The sequence below is a fragment of the Methylocystis sp. B8 genome (assembly GCF_005771425.1).
In the GTDB taxonomy this organism is placed as follows: Bacteria; Pseudomonadota; Alphaproteobacteria; order Rhizobiales; family Beijerinckiaceae; genus Methylocystis.
The window spans coordinates 341,652-364,087 of record NZ_VBTZ01000001.1 but is presented as its reverse complement, the minus strand read 5'-3'; the positions used below and the strand labels follow the sequence as shown (position 1 = coordinate 364,087).

Below are 22,436 nucleotides of genomic sequence, written 5' to 3'. Positions count from 1 at the left end.
GGCGGTAGGATGATCCGACTGCCGATTGCTTACTGCCCACTGCCGTTCCGAAGGAACTTCCCATGTCCGATTTCTCGCCTCGCGAGATCGTTTCCGAACTTGATCGCTTTATCGTCGGGCAAAACGACGCCAAGCGCGCGGTAGCGATCGCGCTGCGCAACCGCTGGCGGCGGCTTCAGCTTGAAGGTCAGATGCGCGAAGAGGTGCTGCCCAAGAATATTCTCATGATCGGCCCGACCGGATGCGGCAAGACCGAAATCGCCCGCCGCCTCGCCCGTCTCGCCAGCGCGCCCTTCCTGAAAGTCGAGGCGACGAAATTCACCGAAGTTGGCTATGTGGGCCGCGACGTTGAACAGATCGTGCGCGATCTCATTGAAGTCGCCATCGTGATGGTCAAGGAGCGCCGCCGTAAAGACGTGCAGGCGCGCGCACAGCAAGCGGCGGAAGAGCGCACGCTTGACGCGCTAGTCGGCCCCGCCGCCTCGCCCAGTACGCGCGAGACCTTCCGCCGCCGACTTCGCAGCGGCGAGCTCGATGAGAAGGAGATCGAGATCGAGTTGACCCAATCGGGTCCCTCAATGCCGATGTTCGAACTGCCGAATATGCCCGGCGCGAGCGTGTCCGCTTTTTCGCTTGGCGATATTTTCGGCAAGGCGATGCAGCGCGGAAAGCCGCGCAAGCTTTCAGTGAAGGAGGCGCAAGGGCCGCTCGTCGCTGAGGAAAGCGACAAGCTGATCGATCAGGAAGCGAGCGTCCGCGAGGCGATCATCGAGGTGGAGAACAACGGCATCGTCTTCATCGACGAGATGGACAAGATTTGTGCGCGTGAAGGGCGCGGCGGCGCCGACGTCTCGCGGGAAGGCGTTCAGCGCGACCTGCTGCCGCTCATAGAAGGCACGACGGTCGCGACGAAACATGGCTCGGTCAAGACGGATCACGTCCTGTTTATCGCCTCTGGCGCGTTCCATGTGGCGAAGCCTTCCGATCTTCTGCCGGAACTTCAAGGACGGCTTCCGATCCGCGTCGAGCTTGCTTCGCTCAATGAAGACGACTTCCGCCGCATTCTCACCGAAACCGAGGCCTGTCTGACGAAGCAATATTCCGCGCTGATGGGCACCGAGGGCGTGACGCTCGAATTCGCGCCGTCAGCCGTCGACGCGATCGCGAAGATCGCCGTGCAGGTCAACACCTCTGTCGAGAATATCGGCGCGCGGCGTCTGCAAACGGTCATGGAGCGCGTGCTCGATGACATCAGCTTTTCCGCTTCCGACCGCGCCGGCGAGAAAATCGTCATCGATGGCGCCTATGTCGAGGAGCACATCGGCGATCTGGCGAAGAACAGGGATCTGAGCCGGTTTATTTTGTGACGCGCACGGCACTTGCGCCAGGGGCTGCGGTTCGTCATAAGACCGGCCAAACGCAAAACCCTGGCCGATCACATGTCAACTTTCCCTCAGCGCGTCTTCTCTGGCGTGCAGTCCACCGGCAATCTGCATCTCGGCAACTATCTCGGCGCCATCGTTAAGTTCGTCGAGCTGCAGAAGAGCTTTGACTGCATGTATTGCGTCGTCGACCTGCACGCGATCACCGTGCCACAGGACCCGATCGCGCTGAAGGCGAACACGCGGGAGATCGCCGCCGCCTTTATCGCCTGCGGCATCGATCCCAAGGAGAACATCGTCTTCAACCAGAGCCAGGTGCCGGAGCACGCTGAACTCGCCTGGGTGCTCAACTGCGTCGCGCGCATTGGCTGGCTCAATCGCATGACCCAGTTCAAGGACAAGGCAGGCAAGGATCGCGAGAACGCCTCCATGGGCCTGCTCGACTATCCGGTGCTGATGGCCGCCGATATTTTGATCTACCGGGCGACGCATGTGCCTGTCGGCGACGACCAGAAGCAACATCTCGAACTGGCGCGCGACATTGCGCAGAAGTTCAACAATGACTTCTCGGAATCGATTGCGCGCAACGGCTTTGGCGAGGCCTTCTTTCCCCTGCCCGAGCCGCTGATCTCCGGCCCGGCGACGCGGGTGATGAGCCTGCGCGACGGCACCAAGAAAATGTCGAAGTCCGACGCCTCCGATTATTCGCGCATCAATCTTTCCGACGACGCCGACCAGATCGCGCAGAAGGTCAAAAAAGCGAAGACCGATCCCGACGCTTTGCCTTCCGAGGAAAAGGGGCTCGAAGGGCGCCCGGAAGCTGACAATCTCGTCGGCATATTCGCGGCGCTTTCCGGACGCAGCAAGGCTGATGTGCTCGGCGAATTTGGCGGCGCCAACTTCTCGGCTTTCAAGAGCGCGCTTGTCGATCTCGCCGTCGCGAAACTCGCGCCGATCACCGATAAAATGCGCCGTATCCGCGAGGATGAAACCTATATCGACGGCGTGCTCCGGGACGGCGCGGACCGCGCGCGCGCCATCGCCCGCGAGAATATGAATGCGGTGAAGGACATCGTGGGGTTTCTGCGTTAGCCGAGCGCTGGAGGCCTCGGTCCCCCGCTCGCCCAGTCGAGCAATTCGACCGTATGCATGACCGGAATTGGCGTTCCCGACCTGATTTGAACGATGCAGCCGATATTGCCCGCGGCGACGATGTCTGGCGCGACGCTCTCGATATTGGCGACCTTTCGCGATCGTAGCTCTCCCGCGAAATCTGGTTGCAGCACATTATAGGTCCCTGCCGAACCGCAGCAGATATGACCTTCTGGAACGTCGACGACCTCAAAGCCCGCCGCGTGGAGAAGCGCTACCGGCTCTTGCGATATCTTCTGCCCATGTTGAAGAGAGCACGCCGAATGATAGGCGACCCGAAGTTTCGGCGCGTCGCCCGAGGATGCGAAGCCGATCTCTTCCAAAAGTTCCGTTACGTCTTTCGCGAGCGACGAGATATGCGCAGCCTTATCCGCGAGAGTCGGATCATTGCGGAACATATGGCCATAGTCCTTCACGCTCGTGCCGCAACCCGAGGCGTTGATGACGATATGGTCGAGTCCGCCAGTTTCGACTTCGCGCATCCAGGCTTCGATGTTGGCGCGCGCATAGCCTAGCGAGGCTTCAACCTTCCCGAGGTGATGCGGCAACGCGCCACAGCAGCCGGCGCCCTTTGCGACAACGACTTCGACGCCGTGGCGAGTCAGGAGCCGTATGGTCGCCTCATTGATCGAAGTGTCGATTACCGTCTGAACGCAGCCGTTGAGCAGCGCGACGCGCATCTTGTGGACACCCTGAGCGGCGAAAACCTGCGGAAGATCGGTTTTGGAAGGAGCTGGGACACGCGCCGGCGCGAGCGCCAACGGGGCCGCGAGCCGCCGCGGCAGCAAGCGCGCCAAGGGACGCATGGCCGCCGCAAGGCGAAACGGCTGACGGGCCACAGAAGGCCGCGGCAACACGAAAGCGAGCGCCGCGCGCATGGCGCGCTCCACAAAGGGCCGCCGGTATGTTTCCTCAATATGCGCGCGCGCGTGATCGACGAGATGCATGAAATGCACCCCCGATGGACATGTCGTCATGCAGGAGAGGCAGGACAGGCAGCGATCGATGTGAAGCGCGGTTTGAGCGTCAGCCGGCCGCTCCTTTTCAAACATCTCTTTTATGAGATAGATTCGGCCGCGCGGCCCATCGAGTTCGTCGCCGGTGAGAAGATAGGTCGGGCAAGTCGCCGAGCAGAAGCCGCAATGCACGCAGGCGCGCAGTATCTTCTCAGTTTCGGCCATGTCGGGATCGGCCAAAGCGCGCAGGGAAAAGAACGTCTGCATCGCTTTTAGAACTCCGCGCGCATTCGACCACGCTCCAAAATATGCGCGGGATCGAAACTTTCCTTGACGCGGCGCGTCAGCGCCGCGAGCGCCGCCGGTTGCGGATGGAAGACGTCGACAATCGTACGCGTCTCTTGGCTCGCCCGAATGAGAGTCGCATGGCCGCCGCTAACATCGACGGCGGCGCGCACTACGGCGGCGTATGCGTCCGACGTGGTTTCGACGCACAGCCATATCAGTCCGCCCGCCCAGTCGTAGAAATGCGCAAGCAAGGGCACGCCTGCGCGGCGAATGCGCTCAACGACGGCAAAACCTTCGGTGGGCGCCACGGAAATGCGCCAGACTTGGCCGACCTGCGCGGCAATCGGAGCGGCGTCACGCAGCCCTCTCCAAAGCGTCGTCGAATCGCGTTCGTCCAGCGTCTCAAATCGAACGCCGCCGCCAGACAAACGCGCAACGAGATCGTCGCGGCGGGCCGTCACGGATATCGTCGGACCTTCGAGGCGTATCGCGGCCGCATCGGCGTCTAAGGCCAAGGCGACGCCGGCGGGCAGCATCGCGAGCGACGAAGGTTCACAGGGCGTTGCAGTGGCGCGGCGCAAGAGCGCAAGGCTCTCCGCCTCATCAGCGCCGATCGCCAGCAGCGTGCATTCCGTCTCCGACTTGGGGAGCACCTTGAGCGTCAGCTCCGTCAGAAGCGCCAGCGTGCCATAGGAACCGCAGACAAGTTTCGAGAGGTCGTAGCCGGTGACGTTCTTCATGACCCGGCCGCCTGATTTCACCTGCTCGCCACGTCCGGTGACGCAGCGGAATCCAAGCAAATGGTCTCGCGCCGCTCCCGCCTTAATCCGCCGCGGACCGGAAGCGTTCGCCGCGATGACGCCGCCGATCGTCGCGTAGCCCGCCTCTGCACCGAGAAGCGGTCCATAATCCATGGGCTCGAAAGCAAGTTGTTGCCCATTGTTCTCAAGCAGCGCTTCGATCTCGCTCAAACGCGTGCCGGCGCGGGCCGAGAGCACGAGCTCGTTGGGCTCATAGAGCGTCACGCCGGCGAGCGCCGGGGTGGAGAGCGCCTGCGTTTGCGGCGCGCAGCGCCCGAGCTGAGATTTGGAGCCGCCGCCGACGATCGCGCAGGAGACGCCTTTCGCATTCGCTGCACAGATCGCATCTACGGCGTCAGACTCATCGCGGATTTCGAGCGTCGCCAATGCGGCCTGCATCATTAGAATCTCGGCAGATCGGGAAATGGCATTTTTCCGCCTGCGACATGCATCATCCCGAACTCGGCGCAACGATGCAGCGTTGGAAACACCTTGCCAGGGTTGAGTCGGCCGGCCGGGTCAAAGGCGCATTTGAGCCGCATCTGCTGCTCGAGATCCACGTCGCTGAACATCTCGCCCATGAGGTCACGCTTCTCGACGCCAACGCCATGCTCGCCGGTGAGAACGCCGCCGAGCGAAACGCACAGGCGCAAAATGTCGAAACCGAGCTTTTCCGCGCGTTCAACGTCCCCCTCTTTTGACGCGTCGTAGAGAATGAGCGGATGGAGATTGCCGTCGCCGGCATGAAATACGTTGGCGACGCTCAGCCCCTGCTCCTTGGCGAGCCGTTCCATGCCGGCAAGCGCTTCCGGCAGCCGCGCCCGCGGAATCGTGCCGTCCATGCAGAGATAGTCGGGCGCGATACAGCTCACGGCTGGAAAGGCGTTCTTGCGTCCGGCCCAGAACTGCAGCCGCTCGGCCTCGCTCGTGGACGCGCGTATCGTCGTCGCGCCTTCTTCGCGCGCAATATCCTGCACTACGCTAACGAGGTGATCGACTTCCGCCGGCGTTCCGTCCAGTTCAACGATGACCAGCGCTTCGGCGTCGAGCGGATAGCCGCAAGGCTGGAAGCGTTCGACGGCATGGATTGTCGCTCTGTCCATCATTTCAAGGCCAGCGGGTATGACGCCGCGCGCAATGATCGCGCCAACACAGCGGGCGCCAGCCGTCACGCTGGCAAAGCCGAGCAGCAGCCCCCGCGCCACAGGCGGCTTTTGCAAGAGCCGCACGACCACCTCCGTGACGACGCCAAGCAATCCTTCGGAGCCTGTCATCAGCCCGATCAGGTCATAGCCCTCGCTGTCGAGATGCTTGCCGCCGAGCCTGATGAGGTCGCCGCCCATCAACACGACTTCGAGCCCGAGTATGTTGTTGGTCGTCAGGCCGTATTTCAGGCAGTGAACGCCGCCCGCGTTCTCAGCGACATTGCCGCCGATCGAACAGGCGATCTGCGACGACGGATCCGGCGCATAGTAGAAGCCTTGCGCTTCAACGGCTTTCGAGATCGCCAGGTTTTGAACGCCCGGCTGAACGCGCGCGCAGCGGTTTTCATAGTCGATTTCGAGGATCCGGTTGAATTTGGACATGCCGAGAAGAATGCCGTCCTCAAGCGGCATGGAGCCGCCGGACAGCGACGTGCCGGCGCCGCGGGGCACGACCTTGACGTTCATTTCGGCGGCAAGCGCCATGATGGCGCGGACCTGCTCGACATTCCCCGGCAACGCGACGACGAGCGGAAGCGCCCGATACATGGTGAAGGCGTCACATTCATAGGCGCGACGTGAGACCTCGTCGACGATCAGGCTTTCGCTAGGCAGAATGGCCCCAAGACGCGCGATCAGTTCGCCGCGTTGCGACATGATCGCTGGCTCAGGCGTCGGCATGAGGAGCGTCATCGACTCGCGCCTCCAACGCAAGCAAGAGCGCCGCTAACGCTACAGCTTTCGCCTACCGGCGGGGCGGCATGATCCCTCGTGCGGCGCTCGCTTTTCCAAGGGGTTTAGTCGAGCGGCGTATTACACGCAAGCGCGCCGCGAGCCCTTAATCTTTAACAATGCGCGGATTTTTGGCGCTTTTCATTAATCTGCCTATGCTACGGCCGAGACTGATCGTACGCCGGAAAACGGGCCCAAGGGCATGACCAAGACAATCCTCATCGTCGAGGACAATGAGCTCAACATGAAGCTCTTCAACGACCTTCTGGAATCGAACGGCTATGCGACGCTATGTACAAAAAGCGGCTTTGAGGCGATTTCCTTGGCGCGAAGCCACCGGCCTGATCTCATCCTGATGGACATTCAGTTACCGGAGGTTAGCGGTTTGGAAGTCACACGCATGCTCAAAGAAGACGAAAATTTGCGCGACATACCCGTGGTCGCGATCACCGCCTTCGCGATGAAAGGCGACGAGGAAAAAATCCTTCAGGGCGGCTGTGAGGCCTATCTGTCGAAACCGATTTCCGTGGCGAAATTCTTGGAGACGGTGAATTCCTTTCTCCCAGAAAAGCGCTGACCGGCCGTTCGGCCATGTCGCATTTTTTGACGGGCTTGCGGGCGACGCGCGGCTGAACTATACAGCGCGCGACGGCGTTGAGCCGTCCGGACCTCCCCCAAGAGACGTCCGAAGAGAACGGGGCCATAGCTCAGTTGGGAGAGCGCTTCAATGGCATTGAAGAGGTCGTCGGTTCGATTCCGTCTGGCTCCACCAAAGCTCTAATTCGCTGATCCTAGCTCGTTTTAGTCACGGGGCGCTTCCCAAGCCATTAGGGACCTGGGCGCCACCGCTTCCGGCGCGCTCCGCGCAACCTTGATCCGCGCCCCTCAAACGATATTTGAAACGCATAAATCACCCAATTCAACGCCGCGCTCGACAAGCGCCCACACGCTGCGGCTCAGCCATGACCTACGAGCTCTATTATTGGCCCGGCATTCAGGGACGCGGAGAGTTCGTCCGACTTGTGTTGGAAGAAGCCGGGGCCAACTACATTGATGTCGCGCGCAAACGACAGGGCGAGGCGACGCTTCTAGATTTTTTTGAACGGACCGACGTCACCCATCCGTCGTTCGCGCCGCCGTTCTTGAAAGACGGAGATGTGATCATCGGTCAAACCGCCGCGATACTTCTCTATCTGGGCGATCGTCACGGTCTCGCCCCTAAAGATGCGGCCAGCAGACTTTTGGGCTCACCAAATTCAGCTGACCATCGCCGATCTCGTCAGCGAGGCCCACGATAGCCACCATCCCTTGGGCGCCGATCTGTACTATGAGGAGCAGAAACCCGAGGCTTTACGCCGAGCAAAGGGTTTTCGCGAGGAACGCATACAAAAGTATTTTGATTGGTTCGAAACCATCCTCGCCCGCAATCGCGACGGCGACGCGCATCTTGTAGGCAGTGCCCTTAGCTACGCCGATCTTTCTCTGTTTCAAGTCGTCGAAGGCCTGCTCTACGCCTTCCCAAAGAAATCGCGAGCGGTTCTCGCCGAGACGCCGCGAGTGGCCCGCCTTCGTATGACAGTCGCGCAACGCCCGCGCATTTGCGCATATCTCGCTAGCGATCGCCGGGTGAAATTCAACGAGCAAGGAATATTTCGTCATTACCCGGAACTCGACGGCTGATGACAATCGAGGTTTTCGGACCCAGACTTTAGTCTACGCTTCGCCCTATATGCTCCTTGTCCGTCTCAGCCGCTTGAACTCGGCGCGCTCCCCGGAGATATGTTGATGCATGGATTGGTTTTGACCCCGGATCCGCAGCGCCCTACGAGCGCCTGCAGCGCCTTGGGCGATCGCCTTTTTGAGACGCGCAAGCGTTCGATCGAACTTGCGGATCCGCTCAGCGCTGAAGATATGGTCGTCCAAGCGATGGAGGACGCCAGCCCGACCAAATGGCATCTCGCTCATACGACTTGGTTCTTTGAAACCTTTGTCTTGGCGCCCTACCTGCCGGGCTATCGGCTGTTCGATGAAGCGTTCAATTATTGCTTCAATTCCTACTATGAGCGCCAGGGTCCCCGGCAGCCGCGCCCAAAGCGTGGGCTTCTTACTCGGCCGTCGCTCGATCGAATTCTCGCCTATCGCGAGCATGTCGATTTGGCGTTGGCGAAGCTCCTTGCTGATCAAACCAACTTACCGCCGGGCTTAGCCCATAGGCTCGATATCGGGATCAATCACGAGCAGCAGCATCAGGAGCTGATGCTCACAGACATCCTCTCGCTTTTCGCCGCCAACCCCTTGAGGCCGGCCTACCGACCAACGCGCTTCCGCTCCATAGGCGGCGCGCCGCTTGAGCCGGCGTGCTGGATTGATTTTCCGGGCGGCGTCTATCAGATCGGCTACGAAGGAAGCGGTTTTGCATGGGATAATGAGCAGCCTCGTCACGATGCGCTGATCCATCCGTTCCGACTCGCCGACCGCCTGGTCACAAACTGGGAATGGTTGGAATTCATTGCCGACGGCGGTTACGAAACGGCGACCCTATGGCTGTCGGACGGCTGGGCGGCGGTCAATCGCGAGAACTGGCATGCGCCACTCTACTGGGAAACGCATGACGGAGAGTGGCTTGGGATGTCGCTAGAAGGATTGCAGCCGCTTCGTCTCGATGCGCCAGTCGCGCACGTCAGCTACTATGAAGCCGACGCTTTTGCGCGCTGGTCGGGCAAGCGGTTGCCGACCGAATTCGAATGGGAGGTCGCAGCGATAACATCGCCAAGGCGAGGAAATTTTCTCGAAACGGCCGAATTGCGTCCCATGCCAGCTGAAGCAGAAACAAATGGGTCGCCTCGGCAGATGTTCGGCGATGTGTGGGAATGGACGCAGAGCGCCTATTCGCCCTATCCGGGCTATCGCGCCCCTCAAGGAGCGCTGGGCGAATACAACGGCAAGTTCATGGTTGGTCAGCACGCATTGCGTGGCGGTTCTTGCGTAACGCCGCTAAGCCACATCCGCGCGAGCTACCGAAATTTCTTTTACCCGCACCAGCGTTGGCAATTTATGGGCCTACGCCTCGCTTGGGAGGTCGACTGATGTCAGAGGCGACCGAACGCCTTGCGACGAGTCTGCCGCGAGTGGACGACTTCGCCGTCAGCGTGTTGGAGGGCCTGTCCCGACGGCGGAAGAGTCTGCCCTGTCGCTTTTTCTATGACGCTACAGGCAGCGCGCTTTTCGAAGAAATTACGCGCCTACCGGAATATTATCCGACAAGAGTCGAGATTGGCATTCTCGAAGCTAACGCGACGCAGATGCTTAAGGGGAAGTCCGAGGAAACCGTTCTCGTCGAATTCGGTTCCGGTTCGAGCATCAAAACGGAAATTCTTCTTCGAGAACTGCCAGAGCTGTACGCCTATGCGCCAGTCGACATCTCGGAGAGCGCTCTTTCGGACGCCCGGAAACGGCTTACGGTTCGATTTCCACGACTTAACATACAGCCGGCCGCGGCTGATTTTTCGCATCCAATCGAACTGCCGATCGAACTAGCGAAGCGACCAAGACTCGGATTTTTTCCTGGATCGACCATCGGCAATTTCGGCCCCGCAGAGGCGACGCAATTGTTGCGAGCGATGCGGGGAACGCTCTCGCCAAGCGGCAGGTTGATCATTGGCGTCGATCTGAAGAAAGACGTTCGCCAGCTCGTTCAAGCCTATAACGACGCGAATGGCGTCACCGCTGCATTCAATCTTAATCTGCTGGCGCGCATCAACCGTGAACTCGACGGCACGTTCGATCTCAATAACTTTCGCCATGCAGCGATCTACGAGCCGTTCGAAGGACGCATCGAAATGCATCTTATCAGCTCAAGCGATCAGGATGTTTGGGTGAAAGGCCGAAGATTCCGATTTCGCGCCGGAGAAACGATCCATACCGAAAATGCTTACAAATACACGATCGAGGAGTTCCATTTGATGGCGCAATCTGCGGGCTGGGCTCCTCAGCGCGTATGGACAGATGAGGCGAACCTGTTCAGCGTACACGAACTACTGACCCCTTGAACGGAGACCGGACGACGTGAAGAGCTGAAATGGTCACGACGAACGTGAGTGAAGCAGATCGAAACGCTTGGCCCGCACTGCCATATGACGCCTGGCGGGAAACCTATACGACTCTGCATTTATGGACTCAGATCGTCGGCAAGATTCGATTGTCGCTTACGCCCTGGCTAAACCACTCCTGGCACGTCACAATGTACGTTACGGCGCGTGGCCTCACCACATCGCCAATAGCCTATGAATCAAGGACCTTTCAGGTTGATTTCAATTTCATTGACCATGTGCTGCGCATTACGAGCAGCGATGGCAAACAACGGCAAATGCAGCTTCGAGCTCAGTCCGTCGCTGATTTTTATGCGCATCTTCTGACAATGCTCGAGGAGTTGAACATTTTTGTTCGCATCAATGAGCGTCCCAATGAAATCCCTGACGCGATTCCCTTCACGAAGGACCAGATCCATGCCGCCTACGATCCTGATTATGCGAACCGGTTTTTCAGATTGCTTATGCAAGCCGACCGCGTGTTCAAATTCTTTCGCACGGGCTTCATTGGCAAAGCGAGCCCGGTACACTTCTTTTGGGGCAGCTTTGATTTGGCGGTGACAAGATTTTCCGGTCGCCGTGCGCCGCTCCATCCGGGTGGCGTTCCCAACCTCTCCGACGCTGTTGTGCGCGAAGCGTACTCGCATGAGGTGAGCAGCGCGGGCTTTTGGCCTGGAAGCGGCTCCGTCGATTTCCCGGCTTTCTATTCCTATGCTTATCCGGCGCCGCCCGGATTTGATCACGCGCTGGTCAAACCTGACGGCGCTTTTTTTAGCCAGGATCTCAAGGAATTTATCCTGCCATATGATGTTGTGCGGAGCGCCGAGCATCCCGATGCTACGCTACTGAACTTCTTGCAGAGCACATATGACGCTGCCGCGAACGCCGCCGGATGGGACCGCGCCGCACTCGAATGTCCGATGGGAAGTATCGGCATCCCGCGTTCAGTTCGGGGATAGGTTAGCCATTTTTCGGGTACGCGGCCCCGCCATCTGCCTAACCTGACCTCAGTCGACAGCTGAACGTCGGCGCGCCAAGGACATTAGCGGTTCTCGAGCGGCCTCGCCAATTTTGGACGGCCGCGCTTCTTGTAAAAGCGACGTCGCGTCCCTTTCCAGCCTCTCCAAGAGATCGAGCAAACGGCCCGGAAGCGGCTCTTGAAGGACATCATCGTACGTTTGTCGTAACAATTCGCCGAATTGATCGCCGACCTCTTGGCGATACAAGCGGAGCCGACGCATGTTGCACCTCCACTCGTCAAATAGCGGACGATGGAGCGTCGACTTATGTTGCGGCCATAATGTGGGCCAACGCTGCGCGACGACGATTTGTAAATTGTATGGTAAATTAAATGCATAGCGTCGGCTCGACTCGTTAAGACGCTTCCAATCGGCGCGCTCCCGATCCCTGGCAGAGTTTGAGCGAGAGGAGAAGACACTCTCCTGCTATGTGGCTGGCGACTGTGCGTGTTATGTTTGCACCACAAATAGCGGAGTGTTGTCTCTGCCCCGGAGGATCGCGCCATGTGTAACGTTTGTGGCTTTGCTGATATTGTTCATGGAAACAACATGCGTCGCAGAGCCTTCGTTTTCGGCGCGGCCGCCGCGGGAATGCTGACCGCAGTCGCACAGGCGAACGCGAAGGACCTACGATCCAAAGCTAAGCAAACCAAGCAGACGAGCGCGCCGCCGAAGCCTGAGAACGTCATGACTCCTGACGACGCGTTGGCGCGCCTGATGGAGGGCAATAAACGATATCAGCAAGGCGTCGCCAGACGCCACGACTTCGCCGCCGAACGCGAGGCGCTCATCGGCGGGCAGAATCCCTACGCCGCCATTCTCAGCTGTTCGGATTCACGGATTGCGCCGGAATACGCCTTCGACAGTTCGCGCGGAGATCTGTTCGTCGTGCGTGTCGCCGGCAATATCGTGAACCCGGACAATGTCGCGAGCATGGAATATGCCGTGGAAGTGCTGAAGACTCCCCTCATTCTGGTGCTCTGTCACGAAGCCTGCGGCGCTGTAAAATCCGCGATTTCTTCGATACAGGATCATACGACTTTACCTGGCCACCTTCCGTCGCTTGTCGCCGCTCTGGCGCCGGCGGTAAATGCAGTCGCAGGCCGTCCGGGCGATCTATTAGAGAACGCGACGATGGAGAATGCTCGGCTTTGCGCGAAAACGCTCGAGACCGCGACGCCTTTACTGAGCGCAGCGTTCAACGAAAAGCGCCTCAAAGTCGTGAGCGGAATTTATCGCCTTGCCAATGGCCGGGTGGATCTTTTTGCGTGAAGCTAAGGCCCTGAGCCTTATCGAGTCAGGAAGCGCACATTCAACGCAAAAATCTTCTGGGCCGATGCATGGCTCAGAAGATCAAGCAAGAATTCGCCGGTCAATTTGAGCGATCGAAGTGACCCCGGTCAAAATCATTGCCACTCGCATTTCCTTGGCGAAGATCTCGAGCATATTCTCAACGCCCGCCTGGCCGGCCGCAGCCAAAGCATAAGCGGCGGTCCGCCCGAGCAGGACGCCTTTTGCGCCAAGCGCCAGCATGCGGATAACGTCCAGTCCGGAGCGAACGCCTGAATCGACGAAAACCTCGAGGTCGTTTCCGACCGCATCGGCGATCGGCGGGAGGGCTTTGACCGTCGACAGCGCGCCGTCCAGCTGACGTCCGCCGTGGTTCGAAACGACGATTCCATTCGCTCCGAACCGCACCGCGTCTCGAGCATCCTCGGGATCCAATATGCCTTTAAGAATCAGAGGACCCTTCCAAAAATCGCGGATCCATTCCAAGTCCGACCAGCTGATCGATGGATCAATGTTTTGTCCAAGCCAGCCGACATAGTCCTGCAGACCGGTCGCCTTGCCGAGATATTGCGAGATATTGCCGAGATCGTGCGGACGACCTCTAATTCCAACGTCGAAGGCCCATGCGGGTTTACTGATGACCTGAAGCATGCGCCGCTGCGCGGCGTATGGTCCGGACAGACCCGAAGGGGCGTCGCGGTAGCGCGATCCGTGCACAGGCAGGTCAACCGTGAATACAAGATTTTTTACGCCTGCGTGCTGAGCGCGCTCCAACATAGATTGCATGAACCTGCGGTCCTTGAGCACATAAAGCTGGAACCAGAGCGACGAACAGTGCGACGCAACTTCTTCAAGCGGGCAAATAGACAGCGTCGACAACACATAGGGAACACCCTTTTTTTCAGCAGCGTTGGCGACCTGAACCTCGCCGCGACGGGCAAACATTCCGCTCAACCCGACAGGCGCCAAGATCACAGGAAGCTTGGAAGACTGACCAAACCACTCCGTCGCGAGACTGAGATCCGCGGCATTCTTCAACACCCGCTGTCTGAGGTTGACGGCTCTCAAATCGGCGACATTGGCCTTTAACGTATCCTCGGCGTTCGCTCCGCCATCAATATAATCAAAGAGGAAGCGAGGCAGCCTGCGCTGCGCGGCCTTTCGGTAGTCTGAAGCCGACGAAACGATCATTCAATTCTCCGGAAAGACGTCCGGCGCCCCTTAGATACCGCTATCCAAAGTCGCCGTTTCATGCGCTTGGACAGCGGACCGTTTTTTGATTCACTCTGGGGAACGGGGAACCCAGCGAACCCTTATACCGGTTTGGAGAGTTGAGCGGCAATCGTCTCATCGGCGGCGCTTGTCGAGCCTACAGGGCCAGGTTCGAAGCCGATGGCGGCTTTGAGAGGAGGATTGGGCTGGTTATTGGTTGGGAACTTGCCCGCCACAATGCTCCATGGCGAGCAATCCCTGCCTTGAAACGCCGCTCGCAGCACACGGGCGCTGTGCATGATCCTTTAAGAGGCCTTGGACAAAGCCCAGCTTCTCCTTGACGACTGGCGAGATCACGAAGGGATAGATATCCGGCTGACCCATCGATCGGTTGATGTTGTTCAGCGCGAATGAAATATCGAGCCAGTTATCGATCATCTCGCTGATGTCGGGACAGCTGTACGGATCAAAATCGACCCGTGCAGGAGAGCCATCGTTCCGTCGTACCACGAGCCCCGCGCTGCGGCCCGTTTCGAGCGTATCGACGATATGGAGGTAATGCGCAAAGGTCTCCGCGAAATCTTCCCATGGGTGGCATGAGGCGTATGCGCTGATATGGTTCCGTCGCCAGTCGGCCGAAGGCCCCTCTTCATAATGTTTTTTCAGGGAGGTGGAATAGTCGTCTCGCTCGTCTCCAAAAAGCTCACGAAAGGACGCGAGGTGACGTGAGTTCGACACGATGCGCTCCCAATAATAATGGCCGATCTCATGTCTGAAATGACCGAGCAAGGTGCGATAGGGCTCGCCCATTTCATCACGCATTTTCTCTCGCTCTGGATCATCCGCTTCCTTCAAGGCGATCGTTATCAAACCCGAGCTATGGCCTGTCAGAACCGGCTTTTTAGAAAGCTCCTCCGCAAGAAAATCGAAGATAAGCGGCTCGCCGTCGTTATCGGAAACGTTCGGCGCAGGAAGATTTAGTCGGGTGAGACTGTAAAACAGCCGCCGCTTGGCGGTTTCGATTTTCTGCCAAGCGGCATGGCGCTTATCGTCTGATAAGTCGGGCACAGTCCGATTGTGTTGACAGGCGAGACAGTATTCCGAGGGACCTCCTTTCTCGACCATCCAATTGCATCCATGCAGCTCCCAATTCTTGCAGAACCGGTATTCGCGAGTTCCGTCAGCCAGCGCGGCCCAACCGTCGCCGACCGGTTCGACGGCGGTCATTTCGCCGAGACACGGGAGGTAGCCGAGCTTGTGCCCGCAACTTTCGCATCTGGTGTTCTCGAAAAGTATGCTCTGGCGGCAAGCTTGGCATCGAAAGGCTTTCATTGGAGATCTTTCCCCCGACGGCTTGCGGCCATAACTGTGCGGCAGACCTAATGTTCCGGGCTCAAACTGGTTGAATCGGACATAAAGTCCTTCCTCCGGGACATCATTCGGCGCCGGCTGATTGCGCAGGTCGCACTCAGAGGCTAGGCTTTTTGCCGGATTTTCGAACAAAGCCGCGAATTTCTTGGCCTTTCAGATTGACACTTCGCGGCCCAGCGCCGCTAAACTTCGATAGCGGCTTCGCGCCAGTTCGAAAGCGGATGGCGCTGCGATGAGACCCTAAATAACGTGTCGATCCAGATCGCCCTCCATCACATCACGCACTACAAATATGACCGGCCTGTCTCGCTGGGTCCGCAGATCATTCGCCTGCGCCCGGCGCCGCATTGTCGCACGAAGGTGTCGAGCTACTCGCTCAAGATCGCGCCTTCGGACTACTTCATAAACTGGCAGCAGGACCCGAACGGCAATTGGCTGGCGCGTCTCGTGTTCCCGGAGAAAGCGAGCGAATTCAAAATCGAGGTCGATCTACTGGCGGAGCTTGCCGTCTACAATCCCTTCGATTTTTTTATTGAGCCTTATGCTGAAGACTTTCCCTTCGCTTATCCTGAAGAACAGAAAACAGAGCTTGCCGCCTATCTCGAACCCGAGGACGTCGGACCCCTGACGAATGCCTTCGTCCAGAGTCTCCCACGGGAAAAGACGCGAACCATCAATTTTCTCGTCGAGCTTAATGCTCGTCTGCACCGCGATATTCGTTACGTCATCCGAATGGAGCCTGGCGTGCAAGCGCCGGAAGAGACTCTCGCGCTTGGGTCAGGCTCGTGCCGCGATTCCGCTTGGCTCCTCGTGCAGATCTTGCGCAGGCTTGGTCTCGCGGCGCGTTTCGTCTCGGGCTATCTCATTCAGCTGAAGGCCGACACCGATCCCATCGAAGGCCCGAAAGGAACCGATCACGACTTCACCGATCTGCACGCCTGGACGGAAGTTTTCCTGCCCGGCGCCGGCTGGGTCGGTCTCGACGCGACCTCGGGCCTTTTTTGCGGGGAAGGCCATTTGCCGCTATGCGGCGCGCCGCATTACCGCTCCGCGGCGCCTATATCGGGCTTCGTAGAGCCAGCTCAAGTTGAATTCGGTTTCGAGATGCGCGTCGATCGCATCAATGAAGCGCCGCGCATCACCGCGCCTTTTTCCGATGAAGCATGGCGCCGACTCGACGCGCTCGGAGAAAAAGTAGACGCCGACCTTGAAGCGCTGGACATTCGCCTTACCATGGGCGGCGAGCCGACGTTCGTCTCGATTGACGATTTCGAGTCCGCCGAATGGAATACCGTAGCGACCGGCCCAAGCAAGCGCGAGCGGGCCGACGATCTCATTCGTAGGCTGCGCGAACGCTTCGCGCCAAACGGCTTTCTGCATTACGGCCAGGGCAAATGGTATCCCGGCGAAAGCCTGCCGCGCTGGGCCTTTGGTCTTTATTGGCGGCGCGACGGCAAGCCAATTTGGTCCGAGCCGCAGTTCGTCGCTGATATCACGAAGCCGAAGGGCGCGACCACGGCGGACGCGGAAGTCTTTGTGCACGATCTCGCAGAGCGACTCGGCGTCGGCGCCGACCATGCGGTGCCTGCCTATGAAGATCCCGCGCATTGGATGGTGAAGGAGAGCGCCCTTCCGATCAACGTCGATCCGTCCGATCCCAAGATCGACGATGCGGAGGAACGCTCGCGCATGATGCGGGTTTTCGAGCGCGGTCTGAGCAAACCCACCGGCTTCGTCCTGCCGATCCAGCGCTGGAATGCGCGCGCCGACTCCCAGTCGCGCTGGACCTCAGAAAAATGGACGCTTCGTCGCGGAAAACTGTTCTTGGCGCCGGGCGATTCGCCAATCGGACTGCGGCTTCCCGTAACGTCTTTGCCCAAGCTGTCGGAAGACGAATATCCCCACGTCCTTCCGCAGGACCCCTTCGTTCCGCGAGATCCCTTACCGGAGCCTGGACATTTTCGACGCATTCAGGCGGGGCAGGTCGGGGGCGGCCACGCGCGTCAAGATGTTCATGAACAGTCCATTGTTGAAGGCGCTGTGCGGACCGCCTTCACCATCGAACCGCGCGACGGCCATCTCTGCGTATTTATGCCTCCCGTAGCGACGCTCGAAGATTACCTCGAATTGCTTGAGGCCGTGGAGGAAAGCGCCAAAGCCACGGGGGCGCCGCTCCACATCGAAGGATATCCGCCGCCGAACGATCCGCGTCTCGAAGTGATTAAGGTGACGCCAGATCCGGGCGTCATCGAGGTCAATATTCACCCGGCCGCGACATGGGGGCAGGCCGTCGAAACCACGACCGCGCTCTATGAGGAAGCGCGGCAGGCGCGGTTGACGACCGCCAAATTCATGGTCGACGGACGACAGATTGGTTCCGGCGGCGGCAATCATGTGGTGCTTGGGGGCGAAACGCCCGCCGACTCGCCCTTTCTGCGCCGCCCTGACCTGCTGAAGAGTCTCGTGCTCTATTGGCAGCGCCATCCGTCGCTGTCCTATCTATTCTCCGGGCTGTTCATCGGACCGACCAGCCAATCGCCGCGAGTCGACGAAGCGCGACACGACTCGCTTTACGAGTTGGAGATCGCCCTAGCTCAGACGCCGTCGCCCGGCGAAGGCTATGTCCCGCCGTGGCTCGTCGATCGGCTGTTTCGCAATCTGCTGGTGGATGTCGCCGGCAATACTCATCGCGCGGAAATCTGTATCGACAAGCTTTATTCGCCCGAGGGACCGACGGGGCGTCTCGGACTGGTGGAATTTCGCGCGTTCGAAATGCCCCCCGACGCCCGCATGAGTCTCGCGCAGCAACTGTTGCTTCGTGCGCTCGTCGCCTGGTTCTGGCGGGAGCCACAGCACGGTGATCTGGTGCGCTGGGGAACGGCGCTGCATGATAAATTCATGTTGCCGCACTTCGTGTGGCAGGATTTCCTTGGCGTTGTCGACGACTTGCATAGAGCGGGCTACGCCTTCGAGCCGGAATGGTTCGAGGCGCAGCGCGAGTTCCGCTTCCCATTGGCTGGCAGTGTCGAACATGGCGGCGTTCACCTGGAGGTCCGCGGAGCGCTCGAACCTTGGCATGTGATGGGCGAGGAAGGCGGAAACGGCGGCACGGTGCGCTACGTCGATTCTTCGCTTGAGCGGTTGCAGATCAAGGCGAACGGGCTCGTTCCTGGTCGACACGTCATCACCTGTAATGGACATCGCGTGCCGATGACGAGCATTGGCGCCCCAGGCGAGGCGGTGGCGGGCGTGCGCTTCAAGGCCTGGCAGCCGCCTTCGGGACTGCATCCGACTCTTCCTGTCGACGCCCCGCTGACCTTCGACGTTATCGACTGCTGGAGCAGGCGTTCTCTGGGCGGCTGCGTCTATCATGCAACGCACCCCGGAGGCCGCAATTACGACGCCTTCCCCGTCAACAGTAACGAAGCCGAAGCGCGGCGATTGGCGCGATTCCAGGATCATGGACATACGCCCGGACCAGTCGATCCGCCGCGCGAGGAGGCGAGCCATGAGTTTCCGCTGACACTGGATCTTCGGAGGCGTGTTGTCCGCTGAGCGCGACATCGAAAGGGACGAGGCGTCAAGCCGCGTCGCGGCCTGGATCGCCGATTATGCGCCGAAGCGCGACGCGCCTGATGAGTTGCTCGACCGCGACGGGCGTCCGCGCGCGCATTGGCGTCAGTTCCTGGAATCGCTCGCGGCATTAGGCGACGCGGGGCTGGAACAGCGCTTCGCCGCAGCCGGCCGCCGCATCGACGACATGGGAATCTCCTATCGCGTTCATGGCGAAACCAAGGAGCGCAGCTGGCCGCTGGGCCGTTTGCCGCTGCTGATCCCGGAGTTCGAATGGCGTGACATCGCGGCAGGCGTCGCGCAGCGCGCCGAACTTCTCGATCGCGTCCTGCATGACATTTACGGCGACGCGCGCCTTGTCGCGGAGGACGCGCTGCCCGCCGCAGCCGTCGCTGGGTCTCAAGATTTTATTCGACCGATGTGTGGTGTCGCTCCGCCGGGTGGACGCTGGCTTCGCTTTTACGCCGCCGACCTGGGGCGAGGGCCAGACGGCAATTGGCGTGTTCTCGGCGATCGCGCTCAGGCGCCTTCGGGCGCCGGCTACGCGTTGGAGAATCGGCTCGTGCTGTCGCACGCGCTTCCAAGTCTCTATCGAGACCTAAATGTCGAGCGCCTGGCGCCGTTCTTTCGAGAATTCCGCGCAAGCATGTCCCGCGCAGCGGAGCGCGTCGACCCGCGGATCTGCCTGCTCACGCCCGGCGCCTGGAGCGAAACTTATTCCGAACAGGTGCATCTCGCCCGTTATCTCGGTTTTACGCTGGTTGAGGGCGAAGATCTCGTCGCGAGCGACGGCAAGCTCCATGTGCGCACCATCGCCGGCCTCAAGCGCGCCGATGCGATTTGGCGTCGCGTCGACGCGGATTGGTGCGATCCGCTGGAGCAAAATGCTTCGTCGCGGCTCGGCGTCGCGGGCATGTTCGAAGCCATCCGTCGGGGCGCTGTTGTCGTCGCCAATATGCCCGGCGCGGGCGTCATCGAGTCGCGCGCGCTGATGAGCTTCATGCCGGAACTGTCAAAGCGCGTGCTCGGCGAGAGCCTCAAACTTTCTAATGTCACAAGCTGGTGGTGCGGACGGGAGGGCGAACGCAGACAGGTTATCAACGCATTAGGCGAATTTGCGATCAGCGGCGCGTTCACCGAACGTCTTCCCGGATTTGGCGAACGTCGCGAGGCGCTTGGCCATGCGCTTACGAGCGAAGAGCGCATGCGGGTGATCGACGCTATAAATCAGCGCGGCGTCGACTATGTCGCTCAGGAGCCGATCAATCTTTCCACCACTCCGGCCTGGACCGACGATCGCCTGGCGCCGAGACCTTTCGTGCTACGCGTTTTCGCCGCCGCGACGGCTGACGGATGGACCGTGATGCCTGGAGGCTTTTGTCGCATCTCCCACCGGCTCGACGCGCGCGCCGTGTCCATGGACGAGGGGGCGCAATCAAGCGACGTGTGGGTGCTGACAAGCCGTCCGATCGAATGGTCGACGCTGCTGCCCTCCGACGAAGATCCGCCGATCGTGCGCACGCTCGGCAATTTGCCAAGCCGCGCCGCCGATAATCTTTTCTGGATGGGCCGCTATCTTGAGCGCGCCGAAGCGACATTGCGCATCGTGCGGTCGCTGAGGGCAAGGTTGGGCGAACCCCAGCACATCGATCTTCAAGGGCGCCAGTCGATCGAACGGCTTGCGCGACTGCTGATCGCCTGGGGCGCCGCGCCGGAAGACATAGCGGACATGAATCCGACACAGATCGCGTGGGCGGCAGCGGCCGGCGCCGACAATTACGGTTCAGCGCTGTCGGTCGTGCGCAATGCAAAACGTGCGGCATCGATCGTGCGTGAACGCCTGTCGCACGATGCCTGGCAGCTTATCGGACGCATCGAAACGCGTCTGATGCGCGCAGACGCGCGCGCCATAACGGAACCCGAAGCTCTGGAAATCGTTGAGCGTTCGCTCCATACGCTGGCGGCGCTGTCCGGGCTGATTGACGAAAATTTCAACCGGGTCGCCGGCTGGAGCTTTATCGATCTTGGCCGAAGGATCGAACGCGCCATCGGGACTTGCCGTTTCGCTCGACAGCTGGCCAGCGACGAGGCGACTGTCGAGACGCTCGATGCGCTGCTCGATCTCCTCGATTCACAGATCACTTATCGTTCGCGTTACATCGCCGGCGCCGCGCTGGCGCCCGTCCTCGACATGGCGATGCTCGATCCGTTCAATCCGCGATCTGTCGCCTTTCAGGCCATGCGCATCGACGAACATCTCGCGGCGCTGCCCGTTCTGCGCAACGACGGAGTCATGGAGTCGCCGCGACGACTTTCCGTCAGGCTACGCGCCGAGCTCGAGTCGGCGGACGCGCGCCATTTGGATGCAGCAATAATTCTTGCGTTCGAGCAGCGCTTGATGACTCTCGCCGACCAAATTGCCGAGCGCTATTTCACGCATGGCGCCGATGGCGCAGCAAATTATCAGCCGTCGCGGATCGCGTGATATACGACATCGCCCATCGCACGACGTACAATTATGACGCACCTGTCGCTTCGGCGCGTTGCGCCATGCGTCTGCTCCCACGTAATGATCGTGGTCAAACCGTGCTGTCCGATCGTATCGAGCTGTCGCCAGCGGCTGAAGTCGTCAGCGACAGGATCGACTTTCACGGAAATCGTGTTTGCGAGGCGCACATTCTCAAGCCCCACACGAAACTGCAAATCGCCCTCGCGGCGCGCGTCGAGGTGGATCGGGCGCCACCCCCTGCTCCGGCGTTGACGCCGGCATGGGAAATCGTGAGGAACGCAGCTTATGCATCGAACGTACTCGCGGCTTCGTCTCCCGCCCATTACATCTATGTGAGCCGCTTCGCGCCGCTGTTCGACGCGGCGACGAATTACGCGCGAGAAAGCTTTTCGCCCGGTCGGCCTCTTCTCGAAGGCGCGCTTGAACTGATGATGCGCGTCCACGCCGATTTCGCCTACGATACGGATGCGACGCATGTCGCTACCCCTATCGCGCAGGCCTTCGCGCGCCGCCGTGGGGTCTGTCAGGACTTCGCACACATCATGATCGCGGCTCTACGCGGCCTCGGCCTGCCGGCAGCCTATGTCAGCGGCTATCTTCGCACCGTCGCCGCTCCTGGCCAGGCGCGGCTGGAAGGCGCCGATTCAACCCATGCGTGGGTGTCTGTTTGGTGCGGACCAGAATTTGGCTTCCTCGACCTTGATCCTACGAACGCCATGGCGGTCGGAAATGACCATATCGCTATCGCCATCGGACGCGACTATGCGGATGTTTCGCCGATCGACGGCGTAATTCTTGGCGCCGGCGGTCAAGATTTGGACGTCAGCGTCGATGTTAAAGAGGCGGCGATTTAAAATGAAGT

Annotated in this window: 16 protein-coding genes, 1 tRNA gene and 1 pseudogene; 12 read left to right on the top strand and 6 right to left on the bottom strand. The window is 59.9% G+C overall.

Annotated elements, in window-relative coordinates:
• The first annotated feature begins 62 nt into the window (after nucleotides 1–62).
• Together hslU and trpS are read left to right on the top strand one after the other, a co-directional pair.
• Nucleotides 63–1,367, top strand: coding sequence for an ATP-dependent protease ATPase subunit HslU (hslU, locus tag FEV16_RS01745; RefSeq protein WP_138165884.1), 1,305 nt, complete (start codon nucleotides 63–65; stop codon nucleotides 1,365–1,367).
• 72 nt (nucleotides 1,368–1,439) lie between these two features.
• Nucleotides 1,440–2,474, top strand: a complete 1,035-nt coding sequence (trpS, locus tag FEV16_RS01740; RefSeq protein ID WP_138165883.1) for a tryptophan--tRNA ligase — start codon at nucleotides 1,440–1,442, stop codon at nucleotides 2,472–2,474.
• Here the strand turns inward: trpS and glcF are convergent.
• The 3 genes from glcF to FEV16_RS01725 are packed head-to-tail and all read right to left on the bottom strand — an operon-like array spanning nucleotide 2,471 to nucleotide 6,473.
• Complete coding sequence (gene glcF, locus FEV16_RS01735) at nucleotides 2,471–3,757, bottom strand: glycolate oxidase subunit GlcF (protein WP_138165882.1); 1,287 nt, start codon at nucleotides 3,755–3,757, stop codon at nucleotides 2,471–2,473. The genes trpS and glcF overlap by 4 nt on opposite strands.
• Nucleotides 3,758–3,762: 5 nt before the next feature.
• A complete protein-coding gene (gene glcE / locus FEV16_RS01730; protein ID WP_138166434.1) occupies nucleotides 3,763–4,977 on the bottom strand; it encodes a glycolate oxidase subunit GlcE in 1,215 nt (404 codons plus the stop codon).
• Nucleotides 4,978–4,979: 2 nt separating this feature from the next.
• A complete protein-coding gene (locus FEV16_RS01725) occupies nucleotides 4,980–6,473 on the bottom strand; it encodes an FAD-linked oxidase C-terminal domain-containing protein (RefSeq protein WP_138165881.1) in 1,494 nt (497 codons plus the stop codon).
• A 241-nt stretch (nucleotides 6,474–6,714) separates the two neighbouring features.
• Between FEV16_RS01725 and FEV16_RS01720 the strand changes: the two genes are divergently transcribed.
• From FEV16_RS01720 to FEV16_RS01695, 6 genes and pseudogenes are all read left to right on the top strand, one after another.
• Nucleotides 6,715–7,089 (top strand): response regulator, encoded by a 375-nt coding sequence (locus FEV16_RS01720; protein WP_138165880.1) that lies wholly within the window; start codon nucleotides 6,715–6,717, stop codon nucleotides 7,087–7,089.
• A gap of 119 nt (nucleotides 7,090–7,208) precedes the next feature.
• A tRNA-Ala gene (locus FEV16_RS01715) sits at nucleotides 7,209–7,284 on the top strand.
• 190 nt (nucleotides 7,285–7,474) lie between these two features.
• Nucleotides 7,475–8,192 (top strand): annotated as a pseudogene (locus FEV16_RS01710) (glutathione S-transferase).
• A gap of 99 nt (nucleotides 8,193–8,291) precedes the next feature.
• Entirely contained in the window at nucleotides 8,292–9,599 is a 1,308-nt protein-coding gene (gene egtB / locus FEV16_RS01705) for an ergothioneine biosynthesis protein EgtB (protein WP_138165879.1), read from the top strand.
• Nucleotides 9,599–10,561: an L-histidine N(alpha)-methyltransferase gene (gene egtD, locus FEV16_RS01700; protein ID WP_138165878.1), complete on the top strand. Its 963-nt coding sequence runs from the start codon at nucleotides 9,599–9,601 to the stop codon at nucleotides 10,559–10,561. Before egtB ends, egtD begins: the two co-directional genes overlap by 1 nt.
• Nucleotides 10,562–10,590: 29 nt before the next feature.
• The gene (locus FEV16_RS01695; protein ID WP_138165877.1) at nucleotides 10,591–11,559 is read left to right on the top strand and encodes a DUF5996 family protein; all 969 of its coding nucleotides are present in this window, start codon (nucleotides 10,591–10,593) and stop codon (nucleotides 11,557–11,559) included.
• A 48-nt stretch (nucleotides 11,560–11,607) separates the two neighbouring features.
• Here FEV16_RS01695 and FEV16_RS01690 read toward each other — a convergent pair whose 3' ends face one another.
• Nucleotides 11,608–11,841, bottom strand: a complete 234-nt coding sequence (locus FEV16_RS01690; RefSeq protein ID WP_138165876.1) for a NepR family anti-sigma factor — start codon at nucleotides 11,839–11,841, stop codon at nucleotides 11,608–11,610.
• 282 nt (nucleotides 11,842–12,123) lie between these two features.
• Here FEV16_RS01690 and FEV16_RS01685 point away from each other — a divergent pair, with 282 nt between their 5' ends.
• Entirely contained in the window at nucleotides 12,124–12,891 is a 768-nt protein-coding gene (locus tag FEV16_RS01685) for a carbonic anhydrase (RefSeq protein WP_138165875.1), read from the top strand.
• A gap of 81 nt (nucleotides 12,892–12,972) precedes the next feature.
• Here the strand turns inward: FEV16_RS01685 and lldD are convergent, their stop codons facing one another.
• Complete coding sequence (gene lldD, locus FEV16_RS01680; RefSeq protein WP_138165874.1) at nucleotides 12,973–14,100, bottom strand: FMN-dependent L-lactate dehydrogenase LldD; 1,128 nt, start codon at nucleotides 14,098–14,100, stop codon at nucleotides 12,973–12,975.
• 231 nt (nucleotides 14,101–14,331) lie between these two features.
• Nucleotides 14,332–15,453: a putative zinc-binding peptidase gene (locus FEV16_RS01675; protein ID WP_138165873.1), complete on the bottom strand. Its 1,122-nt coding sequence runs from the start codon at nucleotides 15,451–15,453 to the stop codon at nucleotides 14,332–14,334.
• Between the two features lie 288 nt (nucleotides 15,454–15,741).
• Between FEV16_RS01675 and FEV16_RS01670 the strand changes: the two genes are divergently transcribed.
• From FEV16_RS01670 to FEV16_RS01660, 3 genes are read left to right on the top strand one after another with little or no spacing between them, the layout of a single operon-like run.
• On the top strand, nucleotides 15,742–19,047 hold the full coding sequence (locus FEV16_RS01670; RefSeq protein WP_138165872.1) for a transglutaminase family protein: 3,306 nt from the start codon (nucleotides 15,742–15,744) through the stop codon (nucleotides 19,045–19,047).
• Nucleotides 19,037–21,550: a circularly permuted type 2 ATP-grasp protein gene (locus tag FEV16_RS01665; RefSeq protein WP_138165871.1), complete on the top strand. Its 2,514-nt coding sequence runs from the start codon at nucleotides 19,037–19,039 to the stop codon at nucleotides 21,548–21,550. Before FEV16_RS01670 ends, FEV16_RS01665 begins: the two co-directional genes overlap by 11 nt.
• Complete coding sequence (locus FEV16_RS01660; protein WP_138165870.1) at nucleotides 21,547–22,428, top strand: transglutaminase family protein; 882 nt, start codon at nucleotides 21,547–21,549, stop codon at nucleotides 22,426–22,428. Before FEV16_RS01665 ends, FEV16_RS01660 begins: the two co-directional genes overlap by 4 nt.
• The last annotated feature ends 8 nt before the right edge of the window (nucleotides 22,429–22,436 follow it).

Coding starts and splice junctions, on each gene's coding strand:
- hslU (WP_138165884.1), top strand. CDS start 63: ATGTCCGATTTCTCGCCTCGCGAGATCGTTTCCGAACTTGATCGCTTT.
- trpS (WP_138165883.1), top strand. CDS start 1,440: ATGTCAACTTTCCCTCAGCGCGTCTTCTCTGGCGTGCAGTCCACCGGC.
- glcF (WP_138165882.1), bottom strand. CDS start 3,757: ATGCAGACGTTCTTTTCCCTGCGCGCTTTGGCCGATCCCGACATGGCC.
- glcE (WP_138166434.1), bottom strand. CDS start 4,977: ATGCAGGCCGCATTGGCGACGCTCGAAATCCGCGATGAGTCTGACGCC.
- FEV16_RS01725 (WP_138165881.1), bottom strand. CDS start 6,473: ATGACGCTCCTCATGCCGACGCCTGAGCCAGCGATCATGTCGCAACGC.
- FEV16_RS01720 (WP_138165880.1), top strand. CDS start 6,715: ATGACCAAGACAATCCTCATCGTCGAGGACAATGAGCTCAACATGAAG.
- egtB (WP_138165879.1), top strand. CDS start 8,292: ATGTTGATGCATGGATTGGTTTTGACCCCGGATCCGCAGCGCCCTACG.
- egtD (WP_138165878.1), top strand. CDS start 9,599: ATGTCAGAGGCGACCGAACGCCTTGCGACGAGTCTGCCGCGAGTGGAC.
- FEV16_RS01695 (WP_138165877.1), top strand. CDS start 10,591: ATGGTCACGACGAACGTGAGTGAAGCAGATCGAAACGCTTGGCCCGCA.
- FEV16_RS01690 (WP_138165876.1), bottom strand. CDS start 11,841: ATGCGTCGGCTCCGCTTGTATCGCCAAGAGGTCGGCGATCAATTCGGC.
- FEV16_RS01685 (WP_138165875.1), top strand. CDS start 12,124: ATGTGTAACGTTTGTGGCTTTGCTGATATTGTTCATGGAAACAACATG.
- lldD (WP_138165874.1), bottom strand. CDS start 14,100: ATGATCGTTTCGTCGGCTTCAGACTACCGAAAGGCCGCGCAGCGCAGG.
- FEV16_RS01675 (WP_138165873.1), bottom strand. CDS start 15,453: ATGAAAGCCTTTCGATGCCAAGCTTGCCGCCAGAGCATACTTTTCGAG.